The sequence below is a fragment of the Nocardia sp. NPDC050799 genome (assembly GCF_040654015.1).
Classification (GTDB): Bacteria; Actinomycetota; Actinomycetes; order Mycobacteriales; family Mycobacteriaceae; genus Nocardia.
This window is the reverse complement of sequence record NZ_JBFAHF010000034.1, coordinates 1-21,759: the sequence shown is the minus strand read 5'-3', so window position 1 is coordinate 21,759 and position 21,759 is coordinate 1. Positions and strand designations below refer to the sequence as shown.

Sequence of the window (21,759 nt, the reverse complement as noted above, 5' to 3'; positions counted from 1 at the left end):
GGGGGTGTTGACACCGATCCGCACTGCTGGAAATATAATTCTTGTTCTAGAGAATTGAATTCTCAGGATATGCCCGGCTCGGCGCCCTGTCCCTCGGCACCTCGTTCGACAAGCTGAACGACAGCCGAACGAATCGAGAAAGGAACACATCACCGATGTTCTCCGCAATTCTCATCGACAAGGGTGAATCCGGCACGACAGCCGAACTCACCAGCGTGGACGAGTCCCGGTTGCCCGAAGGCGACGTCGAGATCGAGGTGGCCTGGTCCACGCTCAACTACAAGGACGCACTCGCGATCACCGGCGCTTCCCCCGTGGTGCGCAGCTTTCCGATGATTCCGGGCATCGATCTGGCGGGCACCGTCACCGCCAGCGACCACTCGCGGTGGTCTCCCGGCGACAAGGTGGTGCTCAACGGCTGGGGAGTCGGCGAAAGCCACTGGGGTGGCCTCGCCCAGCGGGCCCGGCTCGCCGGGGACTGGCTGATCCCGCTGCCCGCCGAGTTCACCGAACGGCAGGCGATGGCCATCGGTACGGCCGGCTACACCGCCGCCCTCTGCGTCGATGCCCTGCTGGCCCACGGGCTCACCCCCGACCGCGGCGAGGTGCTGGTGACCGGCGCGACCGGCGGCGTGGGCAGTGTGGCCATCGCGCTGCTCACCAAGGCCGGTTTCGCGGTGGCCGCCGCGACCGGTAAGTCCGGCGAACACGCCTACCTGAAACAACTCGGGGCCACTACGGTCGTGGATCGCGCCGAATTCGCCGACAAGGGCAAACCGCTGCAGAAGGAACGCTGGGCCGGTGTCGTGGACACCGCCGGCAGCCATACCCTGGCCAATGCCTGCGCGCAGACCCGCTACGGCGGCGCGGTGGCGGCCTGCGGTCTGGCCCAGGGCATGGATTTCCCGGCGTCGGTGGCCCCCTTCATCCTGCGCGGCGTCTCGCTGCTGGGTGTGGACAGTGTGATGGCGCCGCAGCCGAAACGGCTCGACGCCTGGGCCCGGCTCGCCCGGGACCTGGATCCGGCCGTGCTCGATTCGATCGCCCGCGAGATCACCCTGGGTGAGACCGTCGCGGCGGCGAACGATTTCATCGCGGGCACCGTCCGCGGCCGGATAGTCGTCGATGTGAACCGCTGAGCAGGAGTTCTCGTGAGCAAGAAACCGGACGCGACCACCGTCGAACTGGACCTGCGCGATGTCGATCACCGGGTCGGCAAACCGGTCGGCGGCGGCCAGCTGTGGGATCCGTGCAGTACCTCCGATATCCGCCGCTGGGTGATGGCGATGGACTACCCGAACCCGCTGCACTGGGATCAGGAGTTCGCCCGGGCGTCCCGGTACGGCGGTCTGGTCGCGCCGCAGTCGATCGCGGTGGCGCTGGACTACGGGCACGGCGCCGCACCGGCCTGCGTGGGCCGCATCCCCGACAGCCACCTCATCTTCGGCGGCGAGGAATGGTGGTTCTACGGCTGTCCGGTGCGGCCCGGTGACCAGCTGTTCCAGGACCGCCGTTTCCACGACTACAAGGTGGTCCAGACGAAATTCGCCGGGCCCACAATGTTCTCGCGTGGCGACACCGTCCATCGCAACCAGCACGGTGCTCTCGTCGCCAAGGAGCGTTCGACCGCGATCCGGTATCTCGCCGAGGAGGCGAACAAGCGCGGGATGTACGAGAACCAGCTCGGCGCGATCAAGAAGTGGACGGCCACCGAACTGGCCGAGGTGGACGCGCTGCGTACCGAATGGCTGATGTCCAACCGGCTCGGCGTGTCCCCGAATTTCGCCGAGGTGAAGGTCGGCGACGCGCTGCCGCGGCGGGTGATCGGCCCGCACAGTATCGCGAGCTTCACCACCGAGTACCGCGCCTTCCTGTTCAATATCTGGGGCACCTTCCGCTGGACCGCGCCCGCGGGTGTCGAGGACCCCTGGGTTCACCAGGACCCGGGCTGGACCGAGGGGTTCGGCTTCGACGAAGAAGGCGCCAAGATCGACCCGCGCCTGCGCGACGGCCTCTACGTCGGACCCTCGCGCGGTCATATCGACGCCGAGAAAGCCGGTGACGTGGGTATGGCCCGGGCCTACGGCTACGGGGCGACCATGGGCGCGTGGTGCACCGACTACCTGGCCTACTGGGCGGGCAACGACGGGCTGGTCCGGCATACCAAAGCCGATTTCCGCCTGCCCGCCTTCGAGGGCGATGTCACCTACTTCGAGGGCGAGATCGTCGACAAGGACCCGGAATCGAGCTGGGGCGTACCGCTGGTCCAGGTGCAGCTGAAACTCACCAACCAGGACGGCGGTGTCCTGGTCGACTGCACCGCCGAAGTCGAACTCCCGCGGTGAGCGCGGTTCCCACGCCGCGCGCGGAAGCACTGCCAGAGAGGACCACCGGCGATGAGCACCGGACCCCAGCACACCCCTGACCGCGCGACGGCGATCGTCGCGGGACCGCCGCTGACCGAGGAACCGGGACTCGGGACGCTCACGCTCCCCGGATTCCTGCGCGAGGTCACCGAACAGTACGCGGCTCGAACCGCGCTGATCTCCCCTGCCGACGGTATCGCGTGGACCTATGCCGACCTGTGGGAACGGGCCCGCGAGGTGGCCCGGGCGCTGCGCGCGTGCGGGGTCGGTAAGGACAGCCGGGTCGGCATACTCATGACCAACCGTGCCGAATGGCTGTCCGCCGTCTTCGGCACCTCGCTGGCGGGTGGGGTGGCGGTCGCGCTCAGCACCTTCTCCACAGCGCCCGAACTCGATCATCTGCTCCGGGTCTCCGGGGTTTCGGTGCTCCTGTTCGAACGCAGTGTGGCCAAAACGGATTTCGGTGAGGTCCTCACCGAGCTCGAACCGGGGCTCGCCACGGCCGCCCCCGGCGCGGTCGCCTCCACGGCGTACCCCTTCCTGCGCTACCTCGCGGTGGTCGGCGACCCGGTGCCGGGTACGGCGGTGGAGAGCTGGGACGCCTTCCTGGCCCGCGGCACCGAGACCGATCCGGCCCTGGTCGAGGCCACCGCGGCGACAGTGCAACCCAGCGATACCGCGGTTCTCTTCTTCTCCTCCGGCACCACCAGCAAACCGAAGGGCATCCGGAGCGCACATCGCGGTGTCACCCTGCAGATGTGGCGCTTCCGGCGGATGTTCGGTTTCGGTCCCGGCGACGAGGTGCGCTGCTGGACCGCGAACGGTTTCTTCTGGTCCGGCAATTTCGCCCAGGCGCTGGGCGCGACGCTCGCCGCCGGCGGCACCCTGATCCTGCAATCGCTGTTCGACGCCGCCGCGACCCTCGAACTCATCCGGACGCAGCGGGTGAACTTTCCGGTGGCCTGGCCGCACCAGCACGCCCAGCTCCAAGGCGCGCCCAACTGGGAGACAGCGGATCTGAGCAGTCTGAAGTTCGTGGACCGCGACCTTCCGCTGGCCACCCACCCCACCGTGGATACCGACTGGACCGAACCCGGCCACGCCTACGGCAATACCGAAACCTTTACCATCACCACCTGTTTCCCGGCCTGCACGCCGGAGGGGACCATCGCCGGGAGCAGCGGGGTACCGTTGCCGGGGGTCACCGTGAAGATCGCCGACCCGCTCACCGGCGCGGCGCTGCGCCGGGGCGAGCACGGTGAGATCTGCGTCAAGGGCCCGACCCTGATGCTGGGATACCTCGGGACCCCGCTGGACGAAACCCTGGACGGCACCGGCTACTTCCACACCGGCGACGGTGGTTTCCTCGACGACCAGGGCCGCCTGTACTGGGAGGGGCGGCTCACCGACATCATCAAAACCGGCGGCGCGAATGTCTCCCCGCTGGAGGTCGACGAGGAGCTCGACCGATATCCGGGCGTCAAGATCGGCCGGACGGTCGGTGTCCCGCACGAAACGCTCGGGGAGATGGTGGTCGCCTGCGTGGTGCCTCATACCGGCCGGACCCTGGACGCGGACGCGATCCGGGACCAGCTGCGCACCCGGCTGGCCAGCTACAAGGTGCCGCGCGAGATCCTGTTCTTCACCGAGGAGGATCTCGCGCTGACCGGAAGTGCCAAGATCAAAACGAGCGATCTCCGCCGGTTGGCGGCCCGGCGGCTCGCCCCCGCGGAGTCACGGTAGCCGAAGAAACCGGAACGTCTCGTCGCCCGCAAGCCGGCATCGGCAGCCGTTCCGGCACCGCGGCATACCCGCACACTCGGCCCTGTCGGCGGCGAGAACGATACACACCGTGATCGGAGAGCGGGTACGGCCGGGTACGGCCGACCGCGGGGACATCGGGACGGCGGCACAAGCGATGCCGTAGCCCGTCCGTCGCGGCAGTAGGCAGCAGCCGCACCGACATACCGCGACTTGGCCCACGCACCGAAGTACCGCAACCCGGCCACCGCACCGAGTCCCTCCGCGCGGGGCCGGCCGACATCACACCGATGCCCGCCTCGTCGGCGTAGTGCTCCTCCTCGGGAGCCGCATGGACCGGACCGTTGCGTTCGACGGCCGGTATATCACCGGACAGGTCGTCGAGCCTTGCCTCCTTTCGTGGTCGTCGCCAGTGCGTTCCGCTCACCCTTGTTTTTACATACGGTCGTATGTATGTTTTGAGTACCGGGACTTCCCGGCGCGTACCCCGACCGAAGGATGCACGATGGACGGTCACCGCATGTTCGAACTGGCCCGGTCGCTGGCCGCCGCCAAGAGCGCCCGGGATCTGCCCGCCGCACTGCGTCTCCTCCACCCGGAGATGAGGTTGGAGACCCCGGCGTTCGGGACCACCGCGCACGGAGTCGCGGACAACGAGCGGGTGCTGCGGCGATTCTTCGCGACCTTTCCCGACTATCAGGTCGAGCTGGACGGGCACGCGGACGACGGTGAAACCTTGATCTGCTGGGGCACCGCGCGACTGACCATGACCGGCGACCGATTCGGTGCCGAACCGAACGGCCGCCGTGCCGCGGTACCGGTGTTCATCGGCTTCACCTTCGCCGACGACCTGATCGCGAGCGAACGTTTCGTCTTCGATCTGGCCGAGTTGTGCGCGCAGTCGGGCGTATCCACCGATGCGGTGCGGGCCCGGCTGTTCGGGCAGCCGAGCGCGCCGGCCGGGCGGTGACGACGATGGACACACGTGTGCGGCCCGTCGCGCCGATCGGTAGCACGCCGCTGTTCGATATGGTCGTGGACCTGCATCCGCGACTGGATTTCGGGACCGGTGGGCCGCTCGGCCGCCGAGTTCTGTACGGGGCGGCGGGCGGGTCGTTCGAAGGGCCCCGGGTGCGCGGCGAGGTGGTGGCCGGCGGCGGCGACTGGGCGCTGTACCGTCCCGACGGCACCATGCTGCTCGATGTCCGGCTGACCCTGCGCGTCGACGAGGAACTGGTGTACATGACCTACCGGGGTCGCTGGGTGATCCCGGCCGACGTCCACACCGAGATGGCCGATCCGGAAACCCGGTTCCGGGTCGACCCGGCCCGCTACTACTTCCGCACCACCCCGCTGTTCGAGACCGGATCGGCGCGGCTGTCCTGGCTCAACGACATCGTCGCGGTCGCGTCCGGCTACCCGGTCGACGGCGGGGTCGCCTACCACGTCGAGCAGGTGCTGTGATGCCCGCGGCACCTGCGGTGGCGGGGTGCTGGCGATGACCAGCGGCAGCGAGGATCCGCGACCCGGCGGTGAGCGCGACGGCGACCGCCGCCGGGAACGCGGGACACGGTCGCGGCGGATCGTCACCCGGCACGCCGTCGATATCGCCTCCCTCGACGGCCTGGACGGGGTCAGCTTCGGGCGGCTCGCCGACGACCTCGAGCTCAGCAAAGCGGGTATCCAAACCCTGTTCCGCACCAAGGAGGCGCTGCAACTGGCCACCGTGGCGACCGCGGGCGAGGTGTTCGCCGAAGCGGTCGTCGCCCCGGCCGGTGCCGCGCCGGCGGGTGCGCCCCGGTTGCGCGCGCTCATCGATCGGTGGATCGACTACGCCGCCCGACCGCTATTTCCCGGCGGATGTTTCTGGGGCGCGAATCTCCCGGTGTTCGACAGCCGTCCCGGTCCGATCCGCGACGCGCTGCGGCGACAGCACCGTGGTTGGCTGCACACGCTCGCGCGGGATTTCGAGCTCGCCGCTGCCGGGCGGGGACTCGGTGCCGGTGACACGGAGCTGGTGGTCTTCCAGATCGACGCCGTACTCAACGCGGCCAATATCGCCCTGCGCTTCGGTGAGCCGAGCAGCGTCGAGAAGGTGCGCCGGGTGGTCGACGGCCTCCTCGACCCCGGTCACTCCCCCACGGGCCGCGCCGGCTCAGACCGCTCCCCGCGATAGCGGTCGGCGAGTTCGCGGCGGTGGTCGGCCGGGGAACCGAACAGCGCACGGTCGAGCGTGGCACGTTTGAGATAGCGGTGAATTCCGCTCTCCCAGGTGTAGCCGATACCGCCGTGTAACTGCACCGCCTTTCCGGCGATCCGGACCCCGGCGTCACCGGCACCGGCCTTCGCCGCCGAAACGGCCCGGCGGGCGGGCACCGTACCGTCCATCGGGACGGCCAGGGCGTCCGAGACCAGCCGGCGTGCGACGGTGAGGTCCACGAGCATATCGGCGCAGGCGTGTTTGACCGCCTGGAAGGAGCCGACCGGCCGGCCGAACTGCTCCCGGACGCGGACGTATTCGACCGTCGCGTCCAGCATGGCCGCGCCGACCCCCAGACTGTCGCAGGCCACCGCCAGCGCGGCACGGTCGTAGAGTGCGCGCGGTCCGCAGCCGATACCGGCGCGGAAGGGCCGCACCGCTTCCGGCGCGAGGACGACACCCTGGGCCGTCACTCGTCCCAGCGACCGCGTTTCGTCCACCACCGGCCGCTCCTCGACGCGCACACCGGGCGTACCGGGCTCGACGACGGCCACTCGCACGGTCCCGTCGGAAGCTCGGGCGGGAATCAGCAGGGTGGTCGCCGCCGCGGCGTCGGGGACGAAATCCGCGTTTCCGGAGATTTCGAATCCCTCGATGGTTTGGACGATGCGGAAGGTGGGTACTATGCCTCCGGTGCCGGCACAAGCCGTTTCGCCGCCGGCCGCCGGCACCATATTTCCTCCCAGCACCGCGATGGGTATCGCGGTACCCGCGACGGTCTCGCGCAGCACCGCGTCCCGGTGAGCGTTCGGCTCGAGCAGAGCCAGGGCGCCGATACCCGCCGAGGCCACACTCGGATACGCGGTGCGCGCGACCGCCCGGCCCGCTTCCTCCAGCAGAATGCCGACCTCCACGAGGCCGGCCCCGGCTCCCCCGTACTCCTCCGCCGCCTCCAGACCCGGCCAACCGGCCCGCGCGAGCACCGGCCAGTCGATCCGGCCCGCGGCGCCGCTCTTGCCGAGCAGTTCCCGGGCCACGGTACGCAGTTCGTCGTGGAATTCGGTGAATTCGCTCATCACGCTCCCGCCGGTTCTCTGGGCAGGCCAAGACCCCGTTCCCCGATGATGGTGCGCTGGATCTCGCTGCTGCCGCCCGGCACCGTCCACTCCCATGAGCCGACGAAATCCAGCACCCAGGCGCCGGATTCCCAGCCCCCCGACATGGGCTTGCGCAACACGGTCTGCCCGGGCAGACCACAGACCTCCGCGCCGAAATCGGTCATCCGCTGGAGGAGTTCGCTGTAGTACAGCTTGACCACGGACGCGTCGGCCGGGCCGACGGTGCCCGCGTCGTGGCGTTCGACGAGGTCCCGGCACAGGGCACGCAACCCGGTCAGCTCGATCTCGAGCCGGGCCAGCCGGTCGGCGATATATCCGTCGTCGACCGGGCGCCGCCCGAAGACGTCGGGTATGCGGCATTCCCGCACCAGCCACCCGAAACCGGCATTACCGAGCCGCTCCGCGAGTTCCAGCATGGTCAGGCCGCGTTCGGCGCCCAGCGTCTGCTGGGCCAGCTGCCAGCCCCGGTTCTCGGCGCCGATCAGATTCGCGGCCGGTATCCGCACCTCGTCCAGGAAGATCTCACAGAAATGCGATTCGCCGGTGGCCTGGCGGATCGGCCGCACCACTATCCCGGGCGTACGCATATCCATCAGGAGGTACGAGATCCCCCGGCGTTTGGGCGCGGCGGGGTCGGTACGCGCCAGCAGCAGGCACCAGTCGGCGTACTGGGCGCCGCTGGCCCATACTTTCTGCCCGGTCACCACATAGTCGTCGCCGTCGCGCCGGGCGGCGGTGCGCAGCGCGGCCAGATCCGAGCCCGCGCCCGGTTCCGAGAATCCCTGCACCCACAGTTCCCCGTCGAGGATCGCGGACAGATGACGCTGCCGTTGTTCGGCGGTACCGCCGGCGAGCAGGGTGGCCGCGGCATGGTGGATCGCCACGAACGCCAGCACCAGCCGCGGCGCGTCGTGCGCCGCGAGTTCCTGGTAGAGCACGATCTGCTGTGGAATCGGCATACCGCCGCCGTACTCGCGGGGCCAGTGCGGCACCGCGTACCCGGCGGCCCGCAACCGCTGGAACCAGTCCTGCTGGAAGGCCACGAACTCCGCGTCGGTGGCACCGGTCTGGGCGGCCCGCCACTCCGTGGGGATATTCGCCCGGCACCACTGCCGCACGGTGTCCCGGAAGTTCGTGAGATCGCTGTCGGTCACGGTCACCTCCGCGTCATCGCCGCGCCCGCCCGCGCAGGGCCGCGAGCCGCGCCCGGTGGTCGGCCGATTGCATGGTCACCACTTCGGCGGCGAAACCGGCCTGCAGCGGACCCGCCAGCGCCTGCGAAAGGTACATGTTCACCACCCGTTTGGTGCTGCTGAGCGCCTGCTGCGGCAGTCCGGCCAGCCGCTGCGCCAGCGCCCGGGCCGCGGCCGGCAACTCTTCCGCCGGTACGGTCCGGCTGGCCAGCCCGAGGTCCACCGCGGTGGCCGCATCGATCCGGTCGCCGGTGTACAGGTACTCCCGGGAACGCAGAATCGGGGTGAGCAGCGGCCAGAGCGCCGCGCCCCCGTCACCGGCCACCAGTCCCACGGCGATATGCGGGTCGGCCAGATGGGCGCGTTCGGAGATCAGGACGATATCGCACAGAATCGCGATACTCGCGCCCAGACCGACGGCCGGGCCGTTCACCGCGGCGATCACCGGCAACGGGAAGCGCAGCAACTCCTCGATGATCTCGGCGCCCTCCCGGATGCTCTCGTCCCGGGCCACCGGATCGTCCACGAACGAGGTGATCCAGTCCAGATCACCCCCCGCGCTGAACGCTCGACCGGCACCGGTGAGTATCACCACCCGGGCCTCGGTATCGGCGGCCAGTTGCCGCCAGACCCGCGCCAGCGCCCGGTGCAGGTCGGCGTTCACGGCATTGAGTTCCGCCGGCCGATCGATGGTGACGATGCGTACCGGACCCTCAGCGGTGACGGTCAGTACGCCGGGGAGGTCGTATCGCACAGTGCCTCACACTCCCGCCGGATCGGAAAACAAACCCGCCAGTCCGCGCCGGCCGATCCGGCCGGTCAGCAGTTGCTCGGTGGTCACCGCGCCGAACGGCAATCGGCGCAGCGGCAGGCTGTACCGGGACAGCCATGACAGGGTGGTCTCGTCGCAGAATCCGACCGCGCCGTGCAACTGGTGCGCGGTCCGGAACACGATATCGGCGGCTTCCAGCGCCGCCAGCCGCAACGCCAGCGCGTCGTCGACCGCTTCCGGTCGACCGGTCTGGATACTCCACAGCGCGTACCTGGCCAGCAGGTCGACTCCCCGCCGCTCGACCTCGGCGTCGGTGAGCTGGAACTGAACCCCTTGGAACTGGGCCAGCGGCCGCCCGAACTGTGCACGGATCGACACATGGGCGCGGGCGAGTTCCAGGGCGCGGTCCAGCATCCCCAGCAGCGTCCAGCACGGGAGGGTCAGCGCGAGCGCGAGATCCGCGCTGCCGTCGCCGTCGAGTGGCCGGATCTCGAGCGGGGCGACGAATGCCGAATCCCGGACCGGACCGGCGGGCACCGGTCGCGCGGTTCCCCGGGCACCCGCGGGCGTCACGGTCGCCCACCGCAGATCCAGCCCCGCCACCGGCCCCGCGGGCTCCGCACCCGCGACCACGATCAGACCGTCGTGGTCCGCGCCCGCCGGCCGCGCCAGCCGTTCGGCCACCGGGTAGGGAGTCGCCCAGTATCCGGCGCCACGGCACAGCGCGGCCGCCGCTTCCAGTTCGACGGGATCCCGTCGCGGGGCCAGTTCCCAGGCACCGAGGCCGGTGAGCACGGGCTCGATCACCCGCTGCCGGCCGCGCGGGTCCTGTTCGGCCCGCCGCACCAACTCGTCCCCGCCCGCCGCGCCCAGCGCGCGCACCACTTCGCGACCGAACTCGGCCGCCTCGGCGGCGAGTTCGATCCGCACCTCGTGGGCGGCGCCGGCCGACCCATTCGATGTACTCACACCGCCCTCCTCCGCCGACCCCGACAACCCCTGCGGTTGTGCGCCGCCACCACGGATTCCTCCGCACGCACCGGGTGGCTCTCCGGCGCCGCGAATTTCCCCTCGGTCACGACCCGACCCGTCCGGCCTGCCGCCGCTTGCTCCGCACCGCTCCGGCCGCGGATTCCGTCGCCGGGCGCGCCCACCCCGACCCGGGAGCCGCCAGCAGTTCGCGGGCGAGCAGAATTCGCTGCACCTCGATACTTCCGGACGCGACGGTCGCGGCATTCGCATAGCGCCAGTGGTCGTGGACGGCCCGCCGGAACCGGCGGCGCGTCTCCGAATCGCCGGGCACCGCCGCCGCGAGTTCCACCAGGACCTCCGCGCTCTCCTGGTCGAGACGGGTCACCGCGATCCGGTAGGCGGCAGCGTCGCCCGGTGCCACCGTGCCCGAACTCTGTAGCGACAGCACCTGGTACGCGAGCAGTCGCGCGCGGCGGCACCGGGTGAGCATGCGCGCCCAGCGCCCCCGCAGGGCTTCCGGGATCTCGTCCCAGCTCTCGCCGAGCACCTCGGGCGCGGCGTGCAGCAGCCGATCGCAGCGGGCGTAGCGGGCGATACCGACGCGTTCGAATGCCAGCACCTCCTGTACCACCGACCAGCCGTGATCCACCGCGCCGAGCACGTCGGCTTCGGTGGCCCGGACATCGTCGAAGAAGACTTCGTTGAGATGGTGCGGGCCCAGCATGGAGGCGATCGGCCGGACCGTGATGCCCGGATCGGTCATGGGCAGCAGGAAAACGGTGAGCCCCTGCTGTTTGCGCCCGGCGTTCGAGGTGCGCGCGAGCAGGAAGCACCAGTGGGCCATGGAGGCGTAGGAGGTCCAGATCTTCTGGCCGGAAATGGCCCACCCGTCGCCGTCGCGGCGGGCGGTGGTGCGCAGCGAGGCCAGGTCCGAACCCGCCTCGGGTTCGCTGAAGCCCTGACACCAGACGACCTCGCCGCGCGCGATCGGGGGCAGGTGTGCGCGCTGCTGTTCCGGAGTGCCGTGCCGCATGATGGTCGGACCCACCCAGTTGACGCCCATGTACTGCGCACCGCGCGGTTCGTGCTGCGCCCACATCTCCTCGCGGACCACGGTCTGCTCCCAGATCGAGGCGCCGCGGCCGCCGAATTCCTCGGGCCAGGCCAGACAGAGCAGACCGCGGTCGGCCAGGGTCGCGCAGAAACGCTGCGCGACGGCAAGGTCCGCGGGGTCGTCGGTGAAGGCGCCCAGATAGTCGGCGGGGACCTCGTCGGTGATCAACCGGCGTAGCTCGCCACGGAGCTTCGCGGCGGTCGCACCCATCGTGAAGTCCATGGGCGTACCCTACGACAATCCTCATAAGGATTGCAATGTTTACTGGTTTGGCCGAGATTTGTTCCGTCCGGGGCCGACCCGGCCTCATGGAGGCGAGCCGGATGGACAGGTGGCCGCCGTGGCGGCAGCCAGGCAGAAGTCCCCCAGCCGCACGACCTCCGCGGCGGTGGGCTCGGTGTCCGACCACAGGTACTCCGACAACTTCCCGACGGTCGCGTAGGCGACCAGTCCGGCCGCGAATTCCGGTTCGGCCACGCCGAGTTCGGCGAACGGCGCATGGAGCAGTACCGCGAGCCGACGCGGCGCCGAGCCGGCCCGCCCGGTCACCAGATCCGTCCCCAGCGCGCCGGTATGACACAGCACGGCCCGCGTATCGGCGGCGAGCGCCGGCTCGGCCTGCGCCAGGATGGCCGCCACCCAGCAGCGCACCCGGGCCCGCGGCTCCCCCTCCTTGGCCATCCGGTGCGCGACATATTCCGCCAGCCGTTCCGCACCGTCGGCGAGTACCGCCGCCATCAGCGCGTCCTTGGACGAGAAGTGCCGGTAGAACGCATCGTTGGACAACCCCGCGGTGGCGACGATATCGGCCACCCGGGGACGCGCACCGGCTCCACACCGCCGCACCTGGTCCAATGCGGCATCCAGCAACCGGCGGATCTCGCCGGCGTATTCGGCCTCCCGTTCGGCCACCGCCTTCCGGGCGATCCGGGCCACCAGATCCGACTCCGAAAGAATTGCATTCTTCTTCACAAGAAGTATATTCTCACTCCAGGAGAGGAGGCGCAAATGGCATGGGATTTCGAGACCGAACCCGACTTCCAGGCGAAGCTCGACTGGGCCGATGCGTTCGTACGCGACGAGGTCGAACCACTGGATCTCCTCTGGCCGCACGAGCAGTTCGTGCCCCTGGAGGGCGCCCGGCGGGCGGCAGTCGACCCGCTCAAACAGCGGGTCCGCGACCAGGGACTGTGGGCGACCCACCTCGGCCCGGACCTGGGCGGACAGGGGTACGGTCAGCTGAAACTGGCCCTGCTCAACGAGATCCTGGGCCGCAGTTCCTGGGCTCCCATCGTCTTCGGCTGCCAGGCGCCCGATACCGGCAATGCCGAAATCATCGCGCACTACGGCACCGCGGCCCAGAAGGAGCGGTACCTGCGGCCGCTACTCGACGGTCAACTCTTCTCCTGCTATTCGATGACCGAACCGCAGGCCGGTGCCGACCCCACCCTGTTCCGCACCCGCGCCGTCCGCGACGGAGACGACTGGGTGATCAGCGGCTGGAAGTTCTTCTCCTCCAACGCCCGCACCGCCGCGTTCCTCATCGTAATGGCGGTAACGGACCCGGAGGTGAGCCCCTACCAGGGCATGTCGATGTTCCTGGTGCCCGCCGACACCCCCGGAATCCGCATCGAACGCAATATCGGCCTGGCCGGGGAACCACTGAACGACGGCTCGCACGCATTGATCCACTACGACGATGTCCGCGTACCCGCCGAGGCCCTGCTCGGCGAGGCCGGGCAGGCGTTCGTGATCGCGCAGACCCGGCTCGGCGGGGGCCGTATCCATCACGCCATGCGCACCATCGGGCTCGCGCAGAAGGCCTTGGACATGATGTGCGAACGCGCGCTGAGCCGGGAGACCGCCGGCAGCCGGCTCGCCGACAAACAGTTCGTCCAGGGCTATATCGCCGATTCCTACGCCCAGCTGAAACAGTTCCGGCTGCTGGTGCTGTACACGGCCTGGGAAATCGACAAATACAACGATTACAAGAAGGTCCGCAAGGATATCGCCACGGTGAAGGTCGTGATGCCGACCGTGCTCCACGATATCGCCTGGCGGGCCATGCAGGTGCATGGTGCGCTGGGCACCACCAACGAGTTGCCCTTCTTCACGATGATCCACGGCGCCGGCGTGATGGGTCTGGCCGACGGCCCGACCGAGGTGCACAAGATGACCGTCGCCAAACAGGTCCTGCGTGACCACCGGCCCAGCGCCGATCAGTGGCCCACGGAATGGATACCGCGCAGGCTCGCGGCGGCGCGGGCCAAATACGCCGATTACCTGGAGAACGAAGTAGGCAACCATTAACCCTTCCCCACGGCTGAAGCCGGGGGATTTCCAGCTCGGACCGCACCACTGACCGCCCCGGAGGGAGACCCGCAATGTCTTATGTCGTCAGCACTGGCACGGTCGAGTTCTACCGTGGCCGCCAGAATGACAGCGGCGGCGTTCCGGTCGCGGTCTGCGGTGTGCCCACAGTCTTGGCAACTGAAGATTCTCACCTGCAAGGCAAGCCGCTGCTTGGCTCTCGCTCCGCAGCCTGCGCAGGTCATGGTCGTGTACGCGGGCGGAACCTTCACCACTCGCCCCTCTTTGATCGAGAAACCCTCGGTGGTGTATTCCAGCGACGGCAACGCCTTCTTCCGGGTCTTGACCACCGGCCTACCACGGCCTTTCACCCGGAACGAGTGAGCGAGTGCCTGCGCATAGGTGCGCAACATTTGCTGCTGAACCACCTGCGAACCCGACCGCAACCAGGCATTACGGCCGCGTGCTTCCGTGAGCATTTGCGACAACCGAGAGAAGGTCGGTTTACTCCCGGCGCGCTGTTGGTGCACCGCTTCGTTCAAGGGCCGCTCTTCCCGCACCCTGCGAGCCGAGTCCCCCACCCTCGAGTTTCGCTTACCCACCCGGTGGACCAACTCGTACTTCGTCGCCACTGTCGGCGGCGCGACCCAGGAGGTAGTGAAACGCTATGTCGAGAACCAGAAGAACGCTCAGCTCCGATTCCTCCCCACGGCTGAAGCCGGGGGTTTCCTCGGAGCTCTTTCGATGATCGACTTCGCGCCGCTGGCGCAGTGGATGGACGAAGCCGGGCTACCGGGCAAGGGCGAACCGCTGGAGACCCGATTCCTGTCGGGCGGTACGCAGAACGAGATCTACGAGATCACCCGCGGCGAGCACCGCAGTGTGCTGCGGATACCCCCGGCCGGGGCGCCGGCCGACCGAGACAACGGAATAGTGCGGGAGTGGCGGATCATCGAGGCGCTGGACGGCACCGACGTTCCGCACACCGGCGCCGTGGCGGTCTGCACCGACTCCTCGGTCCTGGGCCGCACGTTCTACCTGATGGGATTCGTGGACGGCTGGTCGCCGATGGATCATCGCCGGGTCTGGCCGGCCCCCTTCGACACCGACCTCACCGCGCGCGCCGGCCTGGCCTATCAGCTCGCCGAGGGCATCGCGCTGCTGTCCAGGGTGGATTGGCGGGACCGGGGCCTGCACGATCTGGGGCGGCCGGACGGCTTCCACGAACGTCAGGTCGCCCGGTGGACCGGCTTCTTCGAACGGATCAAGGGCCGCGACCTCGAGGGGATGGACACCGCCACCCGGTGGCTGCACGAGCACCGGCCCCTGGACTACATCCCCGGTCTGATGCACGGCGATTACCAGTTCGCCAATGTCATGTATCGCGCGGGCGGGCCGGCCCGCCTGGCCGCCATCGTCGACTGGGAGATGGGTACCGTCGGCGACCCGAAGCTGGATCTGGCGTGGATGGTGCAGAGCTGGCCGGCGGACACCTCGGCTCCCGAGGCCGCCGAATCGGGCTACGTGGATATGCGCGGCATGCCCTCCCGCGACCAGGTGGTGGCGCATTACGCGCAGGTGTCGGGCCGGCAGGTCGACGATCTCGACTACTACCTGGTCCTGGCCAGATGGAAGCTCGCGATCGTACTGGAACAGGGCTTCCAGCGAGCGGGCGACGATGTGAAACTCCAATCCTTCGGCCCGATCGTGCCCGAACTCATGCGCTCGGCCGCCGAACTCACCGAGACAACGGAGTACAAGTCATGAACGAGGCGGGTCCGGAGGCGGCAGCGGAGCGTGACCACGGAGGGCCCTCGGCCGGGGCCGATCGACACAACATGAGCGACGCAGAATTCCTGGTGGAGCACCGCGGTCCGGTCACCGTACTCACCCTGAACCGCCCGCAGGCACGCAACGCGCTCAACGGCAACCTGATCGCCGGTATCGGCGCCACCGTCCTGGCGGCCGAACAGGATTCCGGCACCCGGGCACTGGTCCTCACCGCCGCCGGCGACCGCGCTTTCTGCTCGGGGATGGACCTGCGCGCGTTCGCCGGCGGTGCGGACGTCGGGTTCAGCGATACTCCGGAGAACCGGGCCTTCCAGCGCCTCACCCGCGGGGCCGTCGCGGTTCCCGTGGTCGGGGCGGCCAACGGCACCGCGGTCGGCGGCGGGTTGGAACTGCTGCTGGGTTGTGATCTCATCGTCGCCGCCGACACCGCGAAATTCGGACTGCCCGAAGTGCAGCGCGGACTCTTCCCGGGCGGCGGTGGCACCTATATCGCCGAGCGCATTCCGCTCGGAATCGCACTGCAATTGACGCTCACCGGCGAATTCCTCAGCGCCGCACGTGGGTACGAGATCGGCCTGATCAATGCCGTGGTCCCGGCCGGTGACGTGCTCGACACCGCCCTCGGTTTCGCGGACCGGATCGCCGCGAACGGACCGCTGGGGGTCGCCGCCTGCAAGGAACTGGTGCGCCTGTCGGTCACCGACCCCGAGAAGGCGGCGCACCGGCTGCGGCACTGGCAGGGTGTGGTCTTCGCCAGCGAGGACGCCAAAGAGGGCGCGACAGCGTTCATGGAGAAACGCGCCCCGGTGTGGCAGGGCAGATGACCACGGTGCGGGCAGTGATCTGCCCCGAGTACGGGTCGCCGGAGGTACTGCGGATCGAACGGCGACCCCTCCCCCGGCCCGGCCCCGGGCAGGCGCGGATACGGGTGCGCGCGGCCGCGGTGAACTTTCCCGACGTTCTACTGATCGCCGGGCGATACCAGGTCAGCGTGCCGCCGCCCTTCGTCCCGGGCAGCGAATTCGCCGGCCACGTCACCGAACTCGGCCCGAACTGCCCGGGATTCGCGATCGGGGACCGTGTGTCCGGTACCGGCCTGTACGGCGCGTTCGCCGAGGAAATCGTCGTTCCGGCCACGAATCTGGCGCCGATCCCGCCGGGCGTGGACGATCGGACCGCCGCCGCGTTCGGCGTCGCCCATCGCACCGCGTACCACGCCCTGCGGTCGGTGGCCCGGGTGCGCGCGGGTGACACCGTGGTCGTCCTCGGCGCCGGGGGCGGGGTGGGATTGGCGGCGGTACAGCTGGCCGGCGCGCTCGGCGCCGAGGTGGTGGCGATCGCGTCCTCGCCCGAGAAGCTCTCCGCCGCGGAATCCTACGGCGCGAAATACCTGATCGACCATCGTGAATCCGATGTGCGGGCGGCCCTGCGCGCGGCGGCCCCCGAGGGCGCCACGGCAGTCCTGGATCCTGTCGGCGGTGACCTGTCCGAACCGGCACTGCGCGCGCTGGGCCGCGGCGGCCGCTTCGTCACCATCGGCTACGCCTCCGGAACGGTTCCGCGAATCCCATTGAACCTGGTACTGGTCAAGGGATTGCAGATCCTCGGCTTCCAGTTCCGCGATATCGACCCGGACGAGTTCGACCGCAACGAGCGGGAACTGGCAGGCCTGCTCGCCGACGGCCGGGTCGCACCGCATATCGGCGCCACTTTCCCGCTCGCGGATACCGCCCGGGCCTTCGAACGGGTCGCCGCGGGCCGGGCCGTCGGCAAGGTGGTCATCGATGTGACAGCCTGACCGGCCGCCGGCGCCCGAACCGAGGCCGCGATCCGCTCACTTCCGGTTCTCGACTCCATCCCGGCGCGGGGCTGTGGGCGCTGGGCCGTCCGGTCTCCGGTGGCGGCCGGTCGCCGTCCGCAGCGCGGCCGCGAGTGCCAGGGTGGCAGCGAATCCGAGTTCGGCGACCAATCGCTGTGCGGTCGCGTCGCAGGTGGCGTTCATGCGCTGATGGTGGCACCACATGCTGATGCCGTGGGGCACTATCGGCCGCCCTTCTCCGTGTGGCGGCAGCGCAGCCCGCCGGAATTTCACCTCCGCCACCGGTCCGTTGCGGTCTTCAGGTGGCAGGCGTGAGCAGGGCGGCCGGATCCGCGGGCACCGGCATGGGCCGGCGCAGCCCGACGCGGGTGCGGCCGGTGTTGCCTTCGGGGTAGCGGTCGGCCAGCAATCCCGGGGCGGTGAGGACGATCCGGGTATCGGCGAGTTCGTAGCGGGTTCGGCAGCACCGACCTCGTAACGCGGTGGGATACGCGTCAGTGCCGAATCGATCCGATCACCGGCACGGGAGCCACGTGGCCGGTCGCCGGACGGGTCCGGAACAGCGCAAGGCCTATATCCACCAGCGATGATCGGTGCAGGGTTGCGACGTCGTGCATCGGGGTCCACGTCGGATCGACGGTTCGACCGTTCGGCTCGGGCCGGAGCCGCCCGCCGACGATGCGTACCTGATAGAAAATGCCGACGTTCTGGTGGTCGGGTCCACCGGGGACTGTCCGTTCGGCAGCGGGGATCACCCTGGAATCCACACCCAGCAGACGTTCGACCTCGACCGCGCAGCCGGTTTCCTCGGCGAACTCCCGGATCACCGTGTCGAACGGGTCCTCCGCATGCTCGACACCACCACCCGGCAGGGTCCAATTCGTGTCACCCTCCGGCGATACGTGGCGGACGAGCAGCACCCGCCCCCCTTCGACGCATACGGCGTACACAGCCAACCGGAAACTCACCACACACCTCCCACCGGAACCCCTCGCCGCTCACGGACCATCACGCATTGCCCGGTTGTCCGGTCTGACACGGCACCGGCCGTTATCCGCCGCTCGTCGACCTCGGGCGCGGCCGGACGGGGGTGACCTGACGGAACGGCGGGTACGCCCTCCGGAAGCTTATCGACCATGGAATTTTCAGGTGAGGGGGTTGGTGGAAAAGTCGATCTGGCGCCGGGCGTTGGACAGCGTGGTCACCACGCAGGAGTGATCGACGTCTGCGGCCACTGCGGCATGGCGTCCGGGCACGAGATCGCTCAATCGGCCGGTGGACGCCGAGCCCGATCGAGTCGATCGGCTTTGTCGCGGAGGTACCGCTGTTCGGCTTGATTGCCGGTCAGGTCGGCGGCGCGGTGGAAGAGTTCGGCCGCGATGGTGCCGTCGCCGGTCTGCTGTAGGAGGTGCGCGCGTACGGCGTGTTCGCGTTGCCGGGTGAGCGGGTTGCGGTCCAGGTGGTGGTGTCGATCGAGGTCGTCGAGCAGGGCGAGACCGCGGGCGGCCCCGTAGGCGTGGGCGACGGCCACGACGCGGGCGAGTCGGACGGGCGGGGTGGGAGTGAGGCGTTCGAGCCACAGGTAGAGCATCGCGATCTGCGGCCAGTCGGTCCGGCCCGGTTCGGCGGCGGCATGGACCGCGGCGATGGCGGCCTGGAGTTGGTACGGGCCGGCCGGGCCGCGGTTCCAGACACGATCGATGAGTGCGGTTCCCTCATCGATCAGTTCGCGGTCCCACCGCGTGGAGTCCTGTTCCGCGAGGGGTATCAGTTCGCCGGCGTCGGTGCGTGCCGCGCGGCGGGATTCGGTGAGCAGCATGAGTGCGAGCAGGCCGGTCACTTCCGCGTCGCCGGGGTCGGTGGCGTGCAGCATTCTGGTCAGGCGGATGGCCTCCCGGGTGAGATCGACCCGGGTGAGATCGGCTCCGGCGGTAGCGGTGTAGCCCTCGTTGAAGACGAGGTAGAGCACGCGCAGGACCGCGGTCATCCGGCTGTCGCGGTCGCTGTAGGTGGGTGGGGTGAAGCGGGCGCCGGCCTTGGCGAGCGTTTGTTTGGCGCGACTGATCCGCGTGCCCATGGTGGCCTCGGCCGTGCCGTAGGCGTGCGCGATCTCGGCGGTGGTCAGGCCGCCGACCGCGCGGAGGGTCAGCGCCACCTGTGAGGTGTGGCCGAGCGCGGGATGGCAGCACAGCAGGAGCAGGGTGAGGCTGTCGTCGAGGCCTGTGGTCTGCGCGCGCCGCGCGGGTTCGGCCATGGCCAGTTCGGCGGTGCCGGCTTCCAGTTCACGGCGGCGGCGAGCCCGGTCGGAGCGCAGTAGGTCGACCATGCGCCAGTAGGCGATTCGAACGAGCCAGCTCCGCGGACGGTCCGGGACACCGTCGAGCGGCCACGCGCGCGCGGCGATCAGCAACGCTTCCTGCACAGCGTCCTCGGCGATATCGAATCGTCCGAATCGGCGGACCAGCGCACCGAGGACCTGCGGCGCTTCGGCGCGCAGCAGGGCCTCGATCTCGGGAGTCATGTGGTGAAGTCTTCGCCCATGACCGGGCGGATTTCGATCGGCTCGCCGAGTGCTTCGACAATGCGGGCGGTGATCTCCACGGCTCGTTCGTGGCCGGCGACATTGATCACGGCGAAGCTGGCCAGGACCTCCTTGAGTTCGGCGAACGGGCCGTCGGTGGCCACCACACCGTCCGCGGTTTTGCGGACGGTGGTGCTGACGGCCGGGTGGCCCAGGCCCTCGCTGGTGACCAGTTCACCGGCGGCGATCAGTTCCTGTTCCAGTTGCCGGTAGGTGGCGAACGCCGCCAGCGCCTCCGCCGAGGGAGTGTCGGCGGTCGCGGCGTCCCACGCGGTGGCCGGGGTGTAACCGAGCAGCAGGTATTTCACGGTCCGTCCTTCCGAAGCGGTCGGGTTGTCATCACGGTAGCCGGGGGCAGAGCCATGGCCCGCTCAGGCGGCGCGGCGCTGGGACAGCGCCAGCACGGTGGTCCAGGTGAAGGCGATCAGACCGTTGATCGCGATCTGGATGCTCATATTGCCGGGCGATATCGGCACCAGCAGAACGAGTCCGGCAGCGGCGCTCGCCACGGCGGGCAGCACCATCCGGCGGCGCGCGCACCGTGCGCTCAGCACCAGAGCCGCGATCGCGAGCGCGGTGAACGCCACCGCGGCGGCGGCCGAATGCGCAATGCTGTGCCAGGACATCTGCGCGACCGGCCCATCCGGTGTGCCGGCCGGGAATCCGTTCTCCGGATCCATGGTGAACATCCCGGCAGCGATGAGTCCGATGCCGAATACTCCCACCAGGATCGGTAGCGCCCGCCGCCCGAGTCCTTCCGTGAGAGTGCGGCAGAGGCCGGCGGCCAGGGTCAACGCACCCATCCCGGCCGTGATGAACGTGATGATCTGGATCCAGCCGAGATTTCCGGTGGCGAGCTGGCTGATCGGGTGCCGGGTGATGTCGAAGCCCGTACGGGTGAGCATCTGCGTGATGGCCGAAGCGAAGAACGCCGGACCGGCAGCGGCACCTGCGAGCAGTAGATACCCGGTTGCCGGAGCAGGTGCGTGTTCGGAGGTGGCGGCGGTCGGGGCGTGGGACGCGAGAGTCATCGGGTTCCTTCCTCGGTGATGGGTTGGTCGCTGCTACCTCGGAGCCACCGGTCGGATCTCGACACCCCGATGTAGTGACTCGCATCACATCCCCTGAGCGTCGAAGCCGGCGGAACCGCTCCGAGGTAGCAGCGACCAACCCACACAGGAGGACGAAAATGATCGACACCCAGCAGCAGCCCACCCCCGAGCTGCGGGCCCTGGACCGCCTGGCCGGCACCTGGAAGGTCAGCGGCGGCGCGGAGGGAACTGTGCGCTACGAATGGATGCCCGGCCGGTTCTTCCTGCTCCAGCACATCGACCTCACCCAGCACGGCGAACCTGTCACCGGTATGGAGGTGATCGGCAACCTGCGCCCGTTCGGCGAACCCACCGGCCCCGATGTGGCATCGCGGTACTACGACTCGGTCGGCAACACCTTCGACTACGTCTACGAATTGATCGGCGACACACTCACCATCTGGGCCGGCGCGCAGGGCAGTCCCGCCTACTACGAGGGCACCTTCGACGCCCACGGCACCACCGTCACCGGTGCATGGGTCTACCCGGGCGGCGGTGGATACACCTCGACCATGACCCGCATCTGACCCGGCGGCCCAACGCCGCCCGGCCCGGACCCGGGCCGGGCGGCGGCGTGGGACTGTCAGCGATCTTGTGGGCGGGGCGGTGATCCGACAAGCTGAGGCGGCCTGCTTCAGCGGAAAGGATTGTCGTGTCGGAGGAGTCGAAGT

General features: G+C 69.3%; 23 protein-coding genes and 2 pseudogenes. 12 read left to right on the top strand and 13 right to left on the bottom strand.

The features are described from left to right. Positions 1 to 155: 155 nt before the first annotated feature. The 6 genes from AB0H42_RS28095 to AB0H42_RS28070 all read left to right on the top strand — a co-directional run bounded on the left by AB0H42_RS28095 (position 156) and on the right by AB0H42_RS28070 (position 6,303). Positions 156 to 1,139, top strand: coding sequence for an MDR family oxidoreductase (locus tag AB0H42_RS28095; RefSeq protein WP_357061362.1), 984 nt, complete (start codon positions 156 to 158; stop codon positions 1,137 to 1,139). Between the two features lie 12 nt (positions 1,140 to 1,151). After that, on the top strand, positions 1,152 to 2,345 hold the full coding sequence (locus AB0H42_RS28090) for a MaoC family dehydratase N-terminal domain-containing protein (protein WP_357061359.1): 1,194 nt from the start codon (positions 1,152 to 1,154) through the stop codon (positions 2,343 to 2,345). Positions 2,346 to 2,396: 51 nt separating this feature from the next. After that, positions 2,397 to 4,109: a class I adenylate-forming enzyme family protein gene (locus tag AB0H42_RS28085; RefSeq protein WP_357061356.1), complete on the top strand. Its 1,713-nt coding sequence runs from the start codon at positions 2,397 to 2,399 to the stop codon at positions 4,107 to 4,109. Positions 4,110 to 4,632: 523 nt separating this feature from the next. Continuing rightward, complete coding sequence (locus tag AB0H42_RS28080) at positions 4,633 to 5,097, top strand: nuclear transport factor 2 family protein (RefSeq protein ID WP_357061353.1); 465 nt, start codon at positions 4,633 to 4,635, stop codon at positions 5,095 to 5,097. 5 nt (positions 5,098 to 5,102) lie between these two features. After that, a complete protein-coding gene (locus AB0H42_RS28075) occupies positions 5,103 to 5,591 on the top strand; it encodes a DUF3237 domain-containing protein (RefSeq protein ID WP_357061351.1) in 489 nt (162 codons plus the stop codon). 34 nt (positions 5,592 to 5,625) lie between these two features. Next, positions 5,626 to 6,303 (top strand): TetR/AcrR family transcriptional regulator, encoded by a 678-nt coding sequence (locus AB0H42_RS28070; protein WP_357061349.1) that lies wholly within the window; start codon positions 5,626 to 5,628, stop codon positions 6,301 to 6,303. Here AB0H42_RS28070 and AB0H42_RS28065 read toward each other — a convergent pair. The 6 genes from AB0H42_RS28065 to AB0H42_RS28040 all read right to left on the bottom strand — a co-directional run bounded on the left by AB0H42_RS28065 (position 6,258) and on the right by AB0H42_RS28040 (position 12,468). Beyond that, on the bottom strand, positions 6,258 to 7,403 hold the full coding sequence (locus tag AB0H42_RS28065; RefSeq protein ID WP_357061346.1) for an acyl-CoA dehydrogenase family protein: 1,146 nt from the start codon (positions 7,401 to 7,403) through the stop codon (positions 6,258 to 6,260). The two genes, AB0H42_RS28070 and AB0H42_RS28065, sit on opposite strands and share 46 nt — an antisense overlap. After that, a complete protein-coding gene (locus AB0H42_RS28060) occupies positions 7,403 to 8,599 on the bottom strand; it encodes an acyl-CoA dehydrogenase family protein (protein WP_357061343.1) in 1,197 nt (398 codons plus the stop codon). Before AB0H42_RS28060 ends, AB0H42_RS28065 begins: the two co-directional genes overlap by 1 nt. A 13-nt stretch (positions 8,600 to 8,612) precedes the next feature. Next, entirely contained in the window at positions 8,613 to 9,392 is a 780-nt protein-coding gene (locus AB0H42_RS28055) for an enoyl-CoA hydratase/isomerase family protein (RefSeq protein ID WP_357061340.1), read from the bottom strand. Between the two features lie 6 nt (positions 9,393 to 9,398). Beyond that, the gene (locus AB0H42_RS28050; RefSeq protein ID WP_357061501.1) at positions 9,399 to 10,340 is read right to left on the bottom strand and encodes an acyl-CoA dehydrogenase; all 942 of its coding nucleotides are present in this window, start codon (positions 10,338 to 10,340) and stop codon (positions 9,399 to 9,401) included. 145 nt (positions 10,341 to 10,485) lie between these two features. Beyond that, on the bottom strand, positions 10,486 to 11,718 hold the full coding sequence (locus AB0H42_RS28045; protein ID WP_357061338.1) for an acyl-CoA dehydrogenase family protein: 1,233 nt from the start codon (positions 11,716 to 11,718) through the stop codon (positions 10,486 to 10,488). A gap of 84 nt (positions 11,719 to 11,802) precedes the next feature. Next, positions 11,803 to 12,468 (bottom strand): TetR/AcrR family transcriptional regulator, encoded by a 666-nt coding sequence (locus AB0H42_RS28040; protein WP_357061335.1) that lies wholly within the window; start codon positions 12,466 to 12,468, stop codon positions 11,803 to 11,805. Between the two features lie 36 nt (positions 12,469 to 12,504). Here AB0H42_RS28040 and AB0H42_RS28035 point away from each other — a divergent pair, with 36 nt between their 5' ends. After that, complete coding sequence (locus AB0H42_RS28035; RefSeq protein ID WP_357061333.1) at positions 12,505 to 13,806, top strand: acyl-CoA dehydrogenase family protein; 1,302 nt, start codon at positions 12,505 to 12,507, stop codon at positions 13,804 to 13,806. Here the strand turns inward: AB0H42_RS28035 and AB0H42_RS28030 are convergent. Next, complete coding sequence (locus tag AB0H42_RS28030; protein WP_357061499.1) at positions 13,803 to 14,219, bottom strand: transposase; 417 nt, start codon at positions 14,217 to 14,219, stop codon at positions 13,803 to 13,805. The two genes, AB0H42_RS28035 and AB0H42_RS28030, sit on opposite strands and share 4 nt — an antisense overlap. A 121-nt stretch (positions 14,220 to 14,340) precedes the next feature. On the opposite strand from AB0H42_RS28030, the pseudogene AB0H42_RS28025 reads away from it, so the two are divergent. The 4 genes and pseudogenes from AB0H42_RS28025 to AB0H42_RS28010 form a co-directional block, all read left to right on the top strand. Continuing rightward, positions 14,341 to 14,490: pseudogene (locus AB0H42_RS28025) on the top strand (transposase); the annotation flags it as partial. 60 nt (positions 14,491 to 14,550) lie between these two features. Further along, complete coding sequence (locus AB0H42_RS28020) at positions 14,551 to 15,573, top strand: phosphotransferase family protein (RefSeq protein WP_357061497.1); 1,023 nt, start codon at positions 14,551 to 14,553, stop codon at positions 15,571 to 15,573. 71 nt (positions 15,574 to 15,644) lie between these two features. Then, a complete protein-coding gene (locus tag AB0H42_RS28015; RefSeq protein WP_357061330.1) occupies positions 15,645 to 16,421 on the top strand; it encodes an enoyl-CoA hydratase-related protein in 777 nt (258 codons plus the stop codon). Between the two features lie 5 nt (positions 16,422 to 16,426). Further along, positions 16,427 to 17,395: an NADPH:quinone oxidoreductase family protein gene (locus AB0H42_RS28010; protein ID WP_357061495.1), complete on the top strand. Its 969-nt coding sequence runs from the start codon at positions 16,427 to 16,429 to the stop codon at positions 17,393 to 17,395. A gap of 36 nt (positions 17,396 to 17,431) precedes the next feature. Here the strand turns inward: AB0H42_RS28010 and AB0H42_RS28005 are convergent, their stop codons facing one another. The 6 genes and pseudogenes from AB0H42_RS28005 to AB0H42_RS27980 all read right to left on the bottom strand — a co-directional run bounded on the left by AB0H42_RS28005 (position 17,432) and on the right by AB0H42_RS27980 (position 21,028). After that, a complete protein-coding gene (locus tag AB0H42_RS28005) occupies positions 17,432 to 17,599 on the bottom strand; it encodes a hypothetical protein (RefSeq protein WP_357061328.1) in 168 nt (55 codons plus the stop codon). A gap of 115 nt (positions 17,600 to 17,714) precedes the next feature. After that, positions 17,715 to 17,849: pseudogene (locus tag AB0H42_RS28000) on the bottom strand (DUF3703 domain-containing protein); the annotation flags it as partial. Between the two features lie 61 nt (positions 17,850 to 17,910). Continuing rightward, positions 17,911 to 18,384: an NUDIX domain-containing protein gene (locus tag AB0H42_RS27995; RefSeq protein WP_357061325.1), complete on the bottom strand. Its 474-nt coding sequence runs from the start codon at positions 18,382 to 18,384 to the stop codon at positions 17,911 to 17,913. Positions 18,385 to 18,680: 296 nt separating this feature from the next. Further along, positions 18,681 to 19,937, bottom strand: coding sequence for a DUF6596 domain-containing protein (locus AB0H42_RS27990; protein WP_357061323.1), 1,257 nt, complete (start codon positions 19,935 to 19,937; stop codon positions 18,681 to 18,683). Next, positions 19,934 to 20,305: a YciI family protein gene (locus tag AB0H42_RS27985; protein WP_357061321.1), complete on the bottom strand. Its 372-nt coding sequence runs from the start codon at positions 20,303 to 20,305 to the stop codon at positions 19,934 to 19,936. Before AB0H42_RS27985 ends, AB0H42_RS27990 begins: the two co-directional genes overlap by 4 nt. 63 nt (positions 20,306 to 20,368) lie before the next feature. After that, positions 20,369 to 21,028 carry a DUF998 domain-containing protein gene (locus tag AB0H42_RS27980; protein ID WP_357061319.1) on the bottom strand — a complete coding sequence of 220 codons (660 nt, stop codon included), beginning with the start codon at positions 21,026 to 21,028 and terminating at the stop codon, positions 20,369 to 20,371. A gap of 158 nt (positions 21,029 to 21,186) precedes the next feature. Between AB0H42_RS27980 and AB0H42_RS27975 the strand changes: the two genes are divergently transcribed. Further along, complete coding sequence (locus tag AB0H42_RS27975; protein ID WP_357061317.1) at positions 21,187 to 21,615, top strand: hypothetical protein; 429 nt, start codon at positions 21,187 to 21,189, stop codon at positions 21,613 to 21,615. Positions 21,616 to 21,759: the final 144 nt, after the last annotated feature.